The 12,801-nt window shown below is 72.1% G+C and carries 11 protein-coding genes and 1 tRNA gene; 4 read left to right on the plus strand and 8 right to left on the minus strand.

From position 1 onward, the window contains the following. Nucleotides 1–13: 13 nt before the first annotated feature. Genes narJ through IE195_RS01995 form a run of 3 tightly spaced genes read right to left on the minus strand, consistent with a single transcriptional unit; the run spans nucleotide 14 to nucleotide 6,233 of the window. Entirely contained in the window at nucleotides 14–751 is a 738-nt protein-coding gene (gene narJ, locus IE195_RS01985; protein WP_191267427.1) for a nitrate reductase molybdenum cofactor assembly chaperone, read from the minus strand. Next, nucleotides 748–2,550: a nitrate reductase subunit beta gene (gene narH / locus IE195_RS01990; RefSeq protein WP_191267437.1), complete on the minus strand. Its 1,803-nt coding sequence runs from the start codon at nucleotides 2,548–2,550 to the stop codon at nucleotides 748–750. Before narH ends, narJ begins: the two co-directional genes overlap by 4 nt. Next, entirely contained in the window at nucleotides 2,550–6,233 is a 3,684-nt protein-coding gene (locus IE195_RS01995; RefSeq protein ID WP_191267450.1) for a nitrate reductase subunit alpha, read from the minus strand. Before IE195_RS01995 ends, narH begins: the two co-directional genes overlap by 1 nt. A 163-nt stretch (nucleotides 6,234–6,396) precedes the next feature. Here IE195_RS01995 and IE195_RS02000 point away from each other — a divergent pair, with 163 nt between their 5' ends. Beyond that, nucleotides 6,397–7,590 (plus strand): MFS transporter, encoded by a 1,194-nt coding sequence (locus IE195_RS02000; RefSeq protein WP_191267455.1) that lies wholly within the window; start codon nucleotides 6,397–6,399, stop codon nucleotides 7,588–7,590. Nucleotides 7,591–7,631: 41 nt separating this feature from the next. Here IE195_RS02000 and IE195_RS02005 read toward each other — a convergent pair whose 3' ends face one another. After that, a complete protein-coding gene (locus IE195_RS02005; RefSeq protein ID WP_191267460.1) occupies nucleotides 7,632–8,363 on the minus strand; it encodes an rRNA methyltransferase in 732 nt (243 codons plus the stop codon). A 69-nt stretch (nucleotides 8,364–8,432) separates the two neighbouring features. Further along, nucleotides 8,433–8,507 (minus strand) — tRNA-Asp (locus IE195_RS02010). 99 nt (nucleotides 8,508–8,606) lie between these two features. Between IE195_RS02010 and IE195_RS02015 the strand changes: the two genes are divergently transcribed. Both IE195_RS02015 and IE195_RS02020 read left to right on the plus strand, forming a co-directional pair. After that, on the plus strand, nucleotides 8,607–9,011 hold the full coding sequence (locus IE195_RS02015) for an RNA-binding S4 domain-containing protein (protein WP_191267464.1): 405 nt from the start codon (nucleotides 8,607–8,609) through the stop codon (nucleotides 9,009–9,011). Nucleotides 9,012–9,051: 40 nt separating this feature from the next. Next, the gene (locus tag IE195_RS02020; RefSeq protein WP_191267467.1) at nucleotides 9,052–9,720 is read left to right on the plus strand and encodes a phosphotransferase; all 669 of its coding nucleotides are present in this window, start codon (nucleotides 9,052–9,054) and stop codon (nucleotides 9,718–9,720) included. Here IE195_RS02020 and IE195_RS02025 read toward each other — a convergent pair. Together IE195_RS02025 and IE195_RS02030 are read right to left on the minus strand one after the other, a co-directional pair. Next, nucleotides 9,717–10,511, minus strand: coding sequence for an alpha/beta fold hydrolase (locus IE195_RS02025; protein WP_191267469.1), 795 nt, complete (start codon nucleotides 10,509–10,511; stop codon nucleotides 9,717–9,719). The two genes, IE195_RS02020 and IE195_RS02025, sit on opposite strands and share 4 nt — an antisense overlap. A gap of 56 nt (nucleotides 10,512–10,567) precedes the next feature. After that, nucleotides 10,568–11,119: a hypothetical protein gene (locus IE195_RS02030; RefSeq protein ID WP_191267473.1), complete on the minus strand. Its 552-nt coding sequence runs from the start codon at nucleotides 11,117–11,119 to the stop codon at nucleotides 10,568–10,570. Between the two features lie 266 nt (nucleotides 11,120–11,385). On the opposite strand from IE195_RS02030, the gene IE195_RS02035 reads away from it, so the two are divergent. Beyond that, nucleotides 11,386–12,318, plus strand: a complete 933-nt coding sequence (locus IE195_RS02035) for a PP2C family protein-serine/threonine phosphatase (RefSeq protein ID WP_191267478.1) — start codon at nucleotides 11,386–11,388, stop codon at nucleotides 12,316–12,318. Nucleotides 12,319–12,363: 45 nt separating this feature from the next. On the opposite strand, the gene IE195_RS02040 is transcribed toward IE195_RS02035, so the two are convergent. Beyond that, on the minus strand, nucleotides 12,364–12,792 hold the full coding sequence (locus IE195_RS02040; RefSeq protein ID WP_229826048.1) for a DUF6188 family protein: 429 nt from the start codon (nucleotides 12,790–12,792) through the stop codon (nucleotides 12,364–12,366). Nucleotides 12,793–12,801: the final 9 nt, after the last annotated feature.

Below are 12,801 nucleotides of genomic sequence, written 5' to 3' on the forward strand. Positions count from 1 at the left end.
GCCGTCCCCCGGCTCAACCCTGCCCCCCGGCGGTGTCGGTCCGCGGCAGCGGGACCCTGGGCCGCGCCCCGTAGGGCTCGGTGCCCACGTCCTCCGCCGGCGGGCCCTGAGCCGCCAGGCGGCGCACGCGCTCCTCGTCGGCGTTCCGGGGCGCCGGGAGGGTGTGCCGCACCGCGTCGACCACCCGCGCGTAGGGCGTCCCGTACTCGGCCAGGGACCGGGACAACAGGTCCAGCCCGGCCCTGAAGTCCACCAGGAGCCCCCACCCGGCCTCGGCGTCGCCCCGGGCGGCGAACTCCAGCATGACGGCCAGGTGGTCGGGCAGCTCCCGGGCGGACACCCGCCACCCCGCCTCGGCGTAGACCCGTTGGATCTCGGCCAGCGCATGGCCGCGGCGCCGGGTGTCGCCGTCGGTGTAGTAGGTCATGTGCAGGGCGCGGCGCCGACGCAGGTCGAACACGTCCACGTAGTGCTCGGCGAGTTCCGTCTCGGGTGTGGTGGAGGCGTGTTCGCAGAACTCCAGCAGGTCGGTGCGGGCCTGGCCCCTGGGCAGTTCCGCGGCGGCGCGCGCGACCAGCGGGAGCCGCTCGAAGAAGGTCTCGTCCGGGTAGCCGAGCAGGACCGACGCCGCCTGGTGGGTCACCGCCCTGGCGTGTGCCCTGCGTGCCGCCCGGCCCGCGCCGAGCCAGCCCGCCCCGCCGGTCCTGCCGCCGGTCGCCTCGCCGTCCGTACCGTTGGTGGTGGTGCTCATGTTCGACCCCCGTCACGTGGTTCGGGGCCTGGGCCCCGCTTTCCTCCGTTGTCGGTACCGCCGCCCCGGCGGGGCGGGAAGAGTCCTCGGGGACGCCCGTTGCCGTCCCAGTTCAGAAGGTTGACGCGGCCCTCGGTGGCGTCCCGGCCGTCGCCGCCCGCCCCCTCGCCCGCCGCGCCGTCACCGGTCTGGCGCTCGCGCAGGGCGTGGAAGGTCTCCACGGACGCCGCCTCGGGGCGCCCGGAGGCCTCACCGAAGGGGACGTCCCCCATACCGCCCATACCGGGTCCGCCGTCGAAGTCGAGGCTGCACCCGACCTCATCGATGACACCGCGGTCGGACTCGTCCACACCGAAGGCGGTGGGGATGACGTAGCGGTCGTCGTACTTGGCCAGGGCCAGCAGCCGGTACATGTCCTCGACCTCGCTCCCGGTCATCCCGACGGCGGCGGCGACGGACTCGTCGCGCTCCTGCCCGAGGTTGACCCGGCGCATGTAGGAGCGCATGGCGGCCAGGCGCCGCAGCACCAGGTCCACCGGTGCGGGGTCCCCGGCGCTGAACAGCTCCGCCAGGTACTCCACCGGGATACGCAGGGTGTCGATGGCGCCGAAGAGGTTGTCCGCCTCCTCACCGTCGTGTCCGGTCCCGCTCAGCGCGTCCACCACCGGTGACAGCGGCGGGACGTACCAGACCATCGGCATCGTGCGGTACTCCGGGTGCAGCGGCAGGGCCACCCGGAAGCGTTTGGCCAGCGCGTACACCGGCGAACGGACCGCCGAGTCCACCCAGCGGCCGGGGATGCCGTCCCGGCGGGCCGCAGCCCGCACGGCCGGGTCCGAGGGGTCGAGGAAGACGTCGAGCTGGGCCTCGTAGAGATCCTTCTCGTCCTCCACCGAGGCGGCCTGCCCGACCCGGTCCGCGTCGTAGAGGACGACCCCCAGGTACCGCAGGCGACCCACACAGGTCTCGGAGCAGATGGTGGGCATGCCCACCTCCACCCGCGGGTAGCAGAAGGTGCACTTCTCGGCCTTGCCCGTCTTGTGGTTGAAGTAGACCTTCTTGTACGGGCAGGCGGTGACGCACATGCGCCACCCCCGGCAGCGGTCCTGGTCCACGAGCACGATGCCGTCCTCGACCCGCTTGTAGAGCGCCCCGCTCGGGCATGCGGCCACACAGGTGGGGTTGAGGCAGTGCTCGCAGATGCGCGGCAGGTAGAACATGAAGGTCTCCTCGAAGGAGAGCTTCACCCGGTCGCCGAGCCTGCGCACGATCGGGTCCTGCGCGGCGAGCTCGGGACCGCCGCCCAGGTCGTCGTCCCAGTTCGCGCTCCACTCCACCTTCATCGGCTTGCCGGTGAGCGCCGAACGGGGGCTGGCCACCGGGAAGTCGTCGCCTAGCGGGGCGTTGGTCAGGGTGTCGTAGTCGTAGGTCCAGGGTTCGTAGTAGTCCTGGATGGAGGGCATCACCGGGTTGGCGAAGATCGTCGCGAGCCGCCTGATCCGGCCGCCCGCACGGGGCACCAGCCTGCCGTCGGGCCTGCGGACCCAGCCGCCCCGCCACCGCTCCTGGTCCTGGTAGGTGCGCGGATACCCCTGGCCGGGCCTGGTCTCGACGTTGTTGAACCACGCGTACTCGACGCCGCTGCGGTTGGTCCACGCCTGTTTGCAGGTGACCGAGCAGGTGTGGCAGCCGATGCACTTGTCGAGGTTCATCACCATGGCGACCTGCGCCATGACCCGGCCGATCGGGCGCTCCCGCGCGCCCGCGCCCTCCCCGCCGTTCCGGCTCCGCTCAGCCATCAGTACCGCACCTCCGTCGTCCGCTTGCGCACGACCGTGACCTCGTCGCGCTGGTTACCGGTCGGGCCGAGGTAGTTGAAGGCGTAGGTGAACTGCGCGTACCCGCCGATGAGGTGCGTCGGCTTGACCAGCAGCCGGGTGAGCGAGTTGTGGATGCCGCCCCGTCTGCCGGTGGTCTCCGTCCTGGGCACGTCGACGGTGCGTTCCTGGGCGTGGTGCATGTACACCGTCCCGGTGGGCATCCGGTGGGAGACGACCAGGCGCGCGGCGACGACGCCGTTGCGGTTGACCGCCTCCACCCAGTCGTTGTCCCGGGCCCCGATGGCCTCGGCGTCGGCCACGCTCATCCAGATCGTGGGGCCGCCCCGGGAGAGGGTCTGCATGAGCAGGTTGTCCTGGTACTCGGAGTGGATGGACCACTTGGAGTGCGGGGTCAGGTAGCGCACGACCACCTCGCGCTGCCCGGTCGGGCCGATCTGCGGTTCCCCGAACAGGCGGCTGACGTCCAGCGGCGGCCGGTAGACCGGCAGGGCCTCGCCGAACTCGTGCATCCAGTCGTGGTCGACGTAGAAGTGCTGGCGGCCGGTGAGCGTGTGCCAGGGCTTGTCGTGTTCGAGGTTGATGGTGAAGGGCGAGTAGCGGCGGTCCGAGGACTCCTTGCCGGACCACTCCGGGCTGCTGCCCACCGGGGTCGGCCCCCGCCTGGCGTCGTCGAAGACCACCCGGCGTTCGGCCGAGTGGTGGATCAGCTCGTCCATGTCGGTGCCGGTGCGCTCCGCCAGGCGTTCGAAGCCCTGTGCGGCGAGGCGTCCGTTGCTGGTGCCCGACAGCGCGAGGATCATCTCGCAGGCCTTGACGTCGGTGTCCAGGGACGGGCGGCCGTCGGCGACCCCGCCGCGTACGGCGCCGTTGCGCCGGCGCAGCCAGTCGATCTCCCGGTCCGGGGTGAACGACACCCCCTTGACCGGCAGCCCCCGGTCCTCGGCCAGCGGGCCGAGCGCCGCCAGCTTCTGGGCGACGGCCGAGTAGTTGCGGCGCACCGGGACGATGCCCGGCATGGTGCGTCCCGGGACCGGGCGCTCCCCGGCCGCCTTCCAGTCCGGCGGCACCCCGTGCGGCTGGGCGAGTTCACCGGCCGTGTCGTGCTGGTGGGGCACCGCGACCAGGTCGGTGACCTCGCCGAGGTGGTCGGCGGCCAGCTCGCTGAACACCCGCGCCAGGGCGTGGAAGGCGTCGAAGTCGGTGCGGGTCTCCCAGGGCGGGTCGATCGCCGGGTTGAAGGCGTGCACGAAGGGGTGCATGTCCGTGGTGGACAGGTCGTGCTTCTCGTACCAGGTGGCGGCGGGCAGCACGATGTCGGACAGCAGCGTGGAGCTGGTCATCCGGAAGTCCATGGTGAGCAGCAGGTCCAGCTTGCCCTCCGGGATCTCGTCCCGCCAGGCCACGTCGCCGGGCCGGTGCTCGGGCCCGGCCGGCTCCGACCGGAGGTTGGAGTGGGTGCCCAGGAGGTGCTTCAGGAAGTACTCGTTCCCCTTCGCGGAGGAGCCGAACAGGTTGGACCGCCACAGGGTGAGCGTCCGGGGCCAGTTGGCCGGGTCGTCGGGGTCCTCGGCCGCGAAACGGAGGGTGCCCGCGTGGAGCTGGTCGGCGACGTACTCCGCGGGGTCCTGGCCGCGTTCGGCCGCCTCCCGGCCGAGTTGGACCGGGTTGCGGTTGAAGGTGGGGAAGGACGGCATCCAGCCCATGCGGGCCGAGGCCGCCACGAGGTCGGCGGTGTGCTGGCCCCGCACCCGCCCCGGGCCGAGCGGTGACATGAGGGCGTCGGCCCGGTAGGAGTCGTAACGCCACTGGTCGGTGTGGGTGTACCAGTAGGCGGTCCCGGCCATGAAGCGCGGCGGCCGGGACCAGTCCGCGCCCGAGGCGTAGGCGGCCCAGCCCGCGGCCGTGCGGCACTTCTCCTGTCCCACGTAGTGCGCCCAGCCGCCGCCGTTGACCCCCTGGCAGCCGGTGAGCAGCAGCAGGGAGAGGAAGGAGCGGTAGGCGTTCTCACCGTGGAACCACTGGTTGGTTCCGGCGCCCAGGACGATCATGGCCCGCCCGCCGCTGGCCCGGGCGGTGTCGGCGAACTCCCGGGCGATCCGCACCGCGCGTTCGGCCGGGACCGAGGTCAGCGCCTCCTGCCAGGCGGGGGTGTAGGCGGCGTTCGGGTCGTCGTACCCGTCGGGCCAGACGCCGGGGAGCCCGGGGCGGGAGACCCCGTACTGGGCCAGGACCAGGTCGAACACGGTGGTGACCAGGCGGCCCCCGACCCTGCGGACCGGGACTCCCCGGGTGTCGACCTCGGCCGTGCCGCCCGGGGTGTCGAAGCGGGGCAGCGCCACCTCCACGGCCTCGGCGCCTTCGGCGTAGAAGGTCAGTTCGGGCGTGCGCCCCTCCAGGTCGAGGTTCCACCTCCCCTTGCCGTCCTCGCCCCAGCGGTGTCCGATCGTGCCGTTCGGGGCGACCGGCGCCTCCTCCCCCTCGGGCCAGAACACGGGCTTCCATTCGGGATTGGCCTCGTCGGCGTTGTCGGGCAGGTCCGAGGCGGTGAGGAACTTACCGGGCACGAACCGGCCGTCGCGGCTGTCCAGGGCCACCAGGAAGGGGAGGTCGGTGTAGGCGCGCACGTACTCGGTGAACTGGGGGGTGGGACTGTCGACGAAGCGCTCCCTGAGGATCACGTGCCCCATGGCCATCGCCAGGGCCCCGTCGGTACCGGGGTGCGGGGCCAGCCACTCGTCGGCGAACTTGGCGGCGTCGTTGTAGTCCGGGGCGACCACCACGACCTTCTGGCCCCGGTACCGGGCCTCGGCCATCCAGTGCGCGTCCGGGGTGCGGGTGACCGGGACGTTGGAGCCCCACAGCACGAGGTAGGCGGCGTCCCACCAGTCACCGGACTCCGGAACGTCGGTCTGGTCGCCGAACACCTGTGGCGAGGCCACCGGCAGGTCGGCGTACCAGTCGTAGAAGGACAGCATGGAGCCGCCGAGCAGGTTCACGAAGCGGGCGCCCACCCCGTGGGAGACCATCGACATCGCCGGGATGGGCGAGAACCCGGCGATCCGGTCGGGGCCGTACCTCTTGATCGTCAGCACGTGCGCGGCGGCCGCGATCTCCAGGGCCTCGGCCCAGGTCGTGCGGACCAGCCCGCCCTTGCCCCGGGCACGCTGGTAGCGGCGGCGCCGTTCGGGGTCGGTGGTGATCTCCTCCCAGGCCAGCACCGGATCTCCCAGCCGCTGGCGGGCCTCCCGGTACATCTGGACGAGGACACCGCGCGCGTAGGGGTAGCGCACCCGGGTCGGAGAATAGGTGTACCAGGAGAAGGCGGCGCCGCGCGGACAACCGCGTGGTTCGTACTCAGGACGGTCCGGGCCCACCGACGGATAATCAGTGGCCTGAGTTTCCCAGGTGATGATTCCATCTTTTACATAAACATCCCAGGAACAGGAACCGGTGCAGTTCACACCGTGGGTCGAACGGACCACGCGATCATGGCTCCACCGGTCCCGGTAGAACACATCACCCTCACGACCACCATGCCTGACCTGCGCACGATTCCCGTCCAGGGGCTCCGATCGGGTCAGGTAACTCCCCAGTCGAAGAAGGCTGTCACCCGCCCTCCCATCTTTGCCCTGTTTCGCCATAAGGAAAACACCCCGTTTGCCCGACCGTTGCCCGGAACAAGGAAAATCACATCCAGCCCCGACCACATTCCGTTAATGAATATGCCTTCTCCGGCACGGATGTCACGTTTCCCACACCGCTTCGGGTGACAATCCCCGTGAACCGAGAGACGAAGGAGCCCTCATGCGTGCGGAAACCGGGGAGCGGACGGCCCGTTCCGGAACGGCGGGCGGCAACCTCGCCCTCGCGACGGCGGCGTTCGCGCTGACCTTCTGGGCCTGGAACCTGATCGGCCCGCTTTCGCGGACCTACAGCGACAACCTGGATCTGACACCGACCCAGACGTCGGTCCTGGTGGCCTTCCCGGTGCTGGTGGGTTCCCTCGGACGCATCCCGGTGGGCGCGCTCACCGACCGCTACGGCGGCCGGGTGATGTTCACCGCCGTCTGCCTCCTCAGCATCGTCCCCACCTTCCTGGTGGGGGTCTCCGCCTCCTCGTACGGGATGCTGCTGCTCTGGGGCTTCTTCCTCGGGATAGCGGGCACCTCGTTCGCGGTCGGCGTCCCGTTCGTCAACGCCTGGTACCGGGCCGAACGGCGCGGGTTCGCCACCGGCGTGTTCGGCGCGGGGATGGGCGGTACGGCGCTGTCGGCCTTCCTGACCCCGCGCCTGGTCGAGGGCCTGGGCGTCTTCACCACCCACCTGCTGATGTGCGCGGCGCTGGCCGCGATGGCCGCCCTGATGTGGCTGCACGCCCGGAACTCGCCCGCGTGGCGGCCCCGGACCGAGCCCGTCCTGCCGCGCATGCGCGAGGCGCTCGGGCTGAAGGCGACCTGGCAGGCGTCCGCGCTGTACGCACTGGTCTTCGGCGGTTTCGTGGCCTTCTCCACCTACCTGCCGACCCTGTTGACCACCGCCTACGCGTTCACCCAGACCGACGCGGGCCTGCGCACCGCCGGGTTCGCCGTGGCCGCGGTCGTGGCCCGCCCGGTCGGCGGCGTCCTGTCGGACCGGATCGGACCGGTGCGGGTCTGCCTGATCTCGTTCTTCGGCACCTGCGCCTTCGCCGTCGTGCTGGCGCTGCACCCGCCCGCGGAGTTCCCCGCCGGGCTGGCCTTCGTACTGATCGCGCTCTCCCTGGGTCTGGGGACCGGCTCGGTGTTCACCCTGGTCGCCGAACTCGTGGACCCCTCGCGGGTGGGTACGGTCACCGGCCTGGTCGGCGCCGCGGGCGGCCTCGGCGGTTACTTCCCGCCGCTGCTCCTGGGCGTGGTCTACCAGGCCACCGGCGCCTACACGCTGGGCTTCGTCCTGCTGGCCGTGCTCGCCCTGGTTGTGGCCCTGTACACCTCACGCGCCTTTCGCGACGCGGGCTGAGAGCGGTCCCGCCGGGGCGGTCCCGCCGGGGCGGGGGCGGTTCACAGGGCGAAGGCGAGGTCCCGGGCACGGACCAGGGCCGCCGACCGGTTGCCGACCCTGACCCGCTCCAGCGCGCGGATACCCTCCGGCAGCGCCACCCGGCGCGTACGCGCCGTCACCACCACCACCGCGTGCGGGGACAGGACACGGCCCATCGAGGCGAGCAGCCCCCGGATCGGGCCCCCCTCCGGGACCCCGCCCTCCCAGTGGGTCATCTCGCCGTAAGGGACGTCGGTGACCACCAGGTCGGCGTCGACCGGATCGGTCAACCCGAACACGTCGGCCACAGCGGAGTCATGCGGGAGGTCCCCGCCCATCGCGGCCAGTCCGGCGGCCAGGTCGCGCGCGGACCCGGCACGTTCCACGAACGCCACCCGGCCGAAGTCGCGGGCCGAACGGCGCAGCTCCCGCTCCCGCTCGGCGAGCCCCTCCGCCGTCAGCAGCTCCAGGTTGCGCGCGGCGATGCCCACCGCGTCCTCGTCCACGTCCGTGGCGCGCACGTGCGTCAGCCGGTCGCGGTGCAGCAGTCCCAGGACGGTCACCAGGTACCCGCTGCCGCAGCAGGGGTCCCACAGGCGCACCCGTTCCCCCTCGGCGTGCACCATCGCCCGCTGGAGGAGTTCGCTCGCAAGTCTCACGGGGAAGCCCGGGTATCCGGGCGCGGACCGCAACACCTGTCCGCTCGCCAGTGCCGAGTGGTCCGTACGCTCGGTGGCGTACCGGTAGCTCACAACCGTCCCCCTCGTTCTCCCCGACAACGCCGAAGGCCCGGTGTCTGGGACACCGGGCCTTCGATGATGCGGTCCTGACGGGATTTGAACCCGCGGCCTCCACCTTGACAGGGTGGCGAGCACTCCTAACTGCTCCACAGGACCTCGTTGCGTGTACAACTCTAGCGCGACTTTGGAGCGCTTCGTACCGCGGCCGACCTAGAGTGGCTCAGAACGCACCCGAAACCACGAGAGGACCCCGGTGTGAGTGACTCGTCCGCCCCTCTTCCCTCCGGCCCGGACTCCACGCGGGTCGACCGTTGGCTGTGGGCGGTACGCCTCACCAAGACCCGCGCCGACGCCGCCCAGGCCTGCCGCGGCGGGCACGTGCGCGTCAACGACCGCCCGGCCAAACCGGCCATGGCGGTCAGGGTCGGCGACAAGGTCAGGGTCCGGCTGCACGGCACCACCCGCATCGTCGACGTGAGCCACATCATCGTCAAGAGGGTCGGGGCGCCGGTCGCGGCCCGCTGCTACGTCGACCGCACCCCGGCGCAGCCGCCGCAGGCCGCCCCGGTGATCCGCCGGGACCGCGGCGCGGGGCGGCCCACAAAGAAGGACCGCCGCCAGCTCGACAGGCTCCGCACGGACTTCCCGCCCCCGATCTGAGACCCTGGCGGTCCCCCGAACAACAGGATCAGGAGTCGCCGTGACCTCCCCCCTCGCCGCCGGGCGCGACGCGGACGTGTTCGCCCTCGACGAACACCGGGTGCTGCGCCGGTACCGGGGCCCCCAGGACACCGCGCCCGAGGCCGCGGCCATGGCGCACGCGGCGGGGCACGGCTTCCCCGTGCCCGGCGTGTACCGGGCGGAGGGGGCCGAACTGGAGATGGAGCGGCTGTACGGGCCCACGGCGCTCGACGCGGGCCTGAACGGCGAGCTGGGCCCCGAGGAGACGGCCCGGACTCTGGCGGAGCTGCACGGACGGCTCCACGCGCTCCCGCCCCGCTCCGGTGCAGGCCGCCTCCTGCACATGGACCTGCACCCGGGCAACGTGGTCCTCACCCCGGAGGGCCCGGTGGTGATCGACTGGACCAACGCCCGCGACGGCGACCCGGACCTGGACCTGGCGGTGACCGCGCTGCTGCTGGCCGTGGTCTCGGAGAGCGCCCTGACGCCCCTGGCCGAACTGGCCGGGGCCTGCCTGCCGCACTACGTCGGACACGTCACGGGCGACCCTGCCCGCCTGGTCGACGAGGCGGTGGCCCTGCGCGGGGACGACCCCAACCTCAGCGCGGGAGAACTCTCCCTGCTCCCCCGCGCGGCCGGCCTCGTCCGGCGGGCCGTGGACGCGGGGGCGAAGGACGCGCGGCCCTAGGGCGCGTTGAGCGGGTTCCGGGCGAGAAAGGCCAGGGCCGCCTCGGTCGCCTTGGGCGCCGCCTCGTGCAGGTAGCCGTGGCGGACGCCGGGCAGGACCAGCAGCTCGGCGCCGGGGATCCGCTCAGCGAGCAGCCCGGCGTTGCCCACCGGGGTGAGCTCGTCGTCCTCGCCGTGCACGACCAGCGTCGGCACCCGGAGCCGGGGCAGCAGGTCCCAGCCGTCGTACCCGAGGCTGGCCTCGTAGTGCCGGCGCTGGGCACGCAGCGGGTTGCGGGGCAGGATCCGGGTGACCGTCTCCGGGTGCGCGGCCGCCCACCCCGGCGTGTAGAAGAGGGGCGCGATCAGCTCGCGCCCCTGCGCACTGCTGGCCCGGCGCAGGGCGAGGGACGCGTGCCGGGGGCGCTCGACCTCGTTGTCCCCGCCGGGCGCGGTGGACCCCAGGACCAGGGCGCCGACCCGTTCGGGAGCGATCGAGACGAGGGTCTGGGCGACCTTGCCGCCCATCGAGAAGCCGTAGACGTGCGCGCGCCCGACACCGAGGTCGTCCAGGACCGCGAGGGCGTCCCCGGCGAGCAGCTCCATGCTGTACGCCCGTTCGACGGGGGCGTCGCTGCCGCCGGATCCGCGCAGGTCCACGCGTACCACCCGGTGGCGTTCGGCGAGGTCCTCGTACACCCCCTCCCACATCTCGTGGTCGAGGGACTGGCCGTGGATGAGCAGCAGCGGGTCCCCGGCCCCGTGGACGTCGTACCAGAGGCGGGTTCCGTCAGCAGCCGTCGCGTGGTTCACGCCAACGGACACTACCGGACGAACCAGGCATCCTCACGGACAGAAGGGCTGGAGACCTACGAGTCGAAGCGGCCGTCGGTGATCATGCCGCGGGCGCACGACCCGATCACCACACACGCCATGAGCATGACGAACACCCCGGAACCCATGGAGTCCTCCGCAGCGCCCAACGACGGGAACCAGCCGAGAAGACACAGGGCCGGGGTCAGGACGCACAGGACAACGGTCGTCACCAGCACGCCCTTGGACGGCTCTTTGAAGCAACCCAACGAGAAAAGCAACAGAAGCAGGAGCACCACGAAGGCGAGTGCGAACGGCCAGTGGACCTCCCGCGCTGCGGCCCCGAACAGATCCCAGCCCGTGGCGTAACCGTTCAGCGAACTCGAACTGACCACGCCGTCGTCCACGAAACGGAGGCCTCCCCCGTCACGGACCCACGGCAGCGCCATCGAGAGGAACAGGGCGACCGCGCCGGCGGCGAACGCCGCTGCCCGGGCGCGTTCCCGGGGAGCGTCCGCTTCCTGCCGGTACGCCCTGGCCTCGAGTCGGAGCAACCGCTGCCGAAGCAGTTCGATCTCGCTGGGCCTGTCATGACTGTTTCGCGACAAGGAACGACCTCCTGCGATGGTCGGGAGAGGACACAGGGACAGATACCGGCCGTGGCGCTTTGGTTCGTCCCCGTGTCAGTCCCGTGCTCCGGGCGCCTCGTCGATGCGCTCCGACGGGCTCCGGGGTTCACGGTGCGCACCGGCGGCTGCCCACCCGCGCCCCGTTCGTGACCTGCCCGAGCGAACCAACCCCCCGGTCCCGGGCATCTCCCCAGGTCCCAACGTCTATGGGTGCGGCCCCGCACGACCCGGCCGAAGGAGAGCGCATGAGTTCCCCCGTCATCGCCACCGACACCGACCAGGGCCCCAGGCCGAGCCAACAGGACGCCTGCTCGCACCGGGTCGAACCCGCCACCGGGGGATGGCGGGCCGCCGTGGCGGACGGGTTCGGCGCCCACCCCGGCACCCGGGAGGCCGCGCAGTTGGCCGCCGACACCGCCACCGCGGCTCCGGGCGGGGCCGCGGACGCCGTTCTTGCCGCGGCCCGGGCGATCACCCGGGCCCACCCGGGGGCCGACTGTGTGATGGCGCACGCCCGCCAGGACTCCCCCGACGAGCCCGTGGACATCGCATGGGTGGGTGACTGCCGGGTCTGGACCTGGAGCCCCGGCGAAGGGCTGCGCCAGCACACCCGCGACCACACCCGCGGCCAGGAGATGCGCGACCTACGGGTGTCGGACCACCTGGCGCGGAGCTGCGACCACACCGTCACCGCCTCCGTGGCCACCGCCGCCCCCGGAAGCGTGGGGACCGCCACCGCGCCCGCCGCAGACCTCGTCCTGTTCACCTGCGACGGCATCCACGACCACGTCGACGAGCGGCTGCTGGCCGAACTCGTCACCGACCACGCCCACGACCCCGACGTCCTCGTCCGGGTCCTGGTGGACGCCGCCCGCGAGGCGGAGAGCACCGACAACGCCACCGCCCTGGTGATCGGGCTGGTCCCGGACAGGCGCACACGGCACCGCACCCGGCAGGAACGCCTCCTGTACGGCATGGAGGGCTTCGGCGGGCCCGGGGACCGTCTCCCCGAGGACTCCGAACACCTGCTGCGCGTCCTCGCCGAGGACCGCACCGCCGGGATCGCCTGCGACCGGTTCCTCCTGCGCGACGGAGCCACCTACTGGTGCACGAAGGACTCCGACCACACCGACCGCCACGTGAGCTGGCACGGCGTCAGCTGGTCCCAGACGTACTGACGGCGGGCGGGCCCGTTCACACCCGGCGGGTCCGGGACCGGCGTCCTACGAAGGCGCACCGACCGGGCACCCCGGTTCCCCGCATGTCTCCCCCTGCCCGCCAGGGCCCACCAGGACGGGCTCGGGCCCGAAACCGGTGAGGCTCCACGATTCGCAGTCCGGGTCCGGGGCCACACCCAGCCCGGTGCCGTCGTCGAACTCCAGGCGCAGGGCACCGCAGTCGGCGACCCCGGTTCTGGTGACAGTCCTGCCGAACAGACCGAGCAGCGGCGCCAGAGAGGTACCGGTTCCCGGCTCCAGGACGACCCGGCTGCCACCGGCGTCCGTCACGGACAACGCGGTTTCGATGACGAGCTCGACGTCGATGCGGACACGGCCGTCGGGACTGTGGCCGGTGAAGGAGATCCGGACCTGGTAGTCGAAGGAAGTACATGTGACCTGGGCACCGACCAGTTCCACCGGGTTCTTCACCACGTCTCCCAC

This window comes from Nocardiopsis terrae (assembly GCF_014651695.1).
GTDB lineage: Bacteria > Actinomycetota > Actinomycetes > Streptosporangiales > Streptosporangiaceae > Nocardiopsis > Nocardiopsis terrae.

Coding starts and splice junctions, on each gene's coding strand:
- narJ (WP_191267427.1), bottom strand. CDS start 751: ATGAGCACCACCACCAACGGTACGGACGGCGAGGCGACCGGCGGCAGG.
- narH (WP_191267437.1), bottom strand. CDS start 2,550: ATGGCTGAGCGGAGCCGGAACGGCGGGGAGGGCGCGGGCGCGCGGGAG.
- IE195_RS01995 (WP_191267450.1), bottom strand. CDS start 6,233: ATGGCGAAACAGGGCAAAGATGGGAGGGCGGGTGACAGCCTTCTTCGA.
- IE195_RS02000 (WP_191267455.1), top strand. CDS start 6,397: ATGCGTGCGGAAACCGGGGAGCGGACGGCCCGTTCCGGAACGGCGGGC.
- IE195_RS02035 (WP_191267478.1), top strand. CDS start 11,386: ATGAGTTCCCCCGTCATCGCCACCGACACCGACCAGGGCCCCAGGCCG.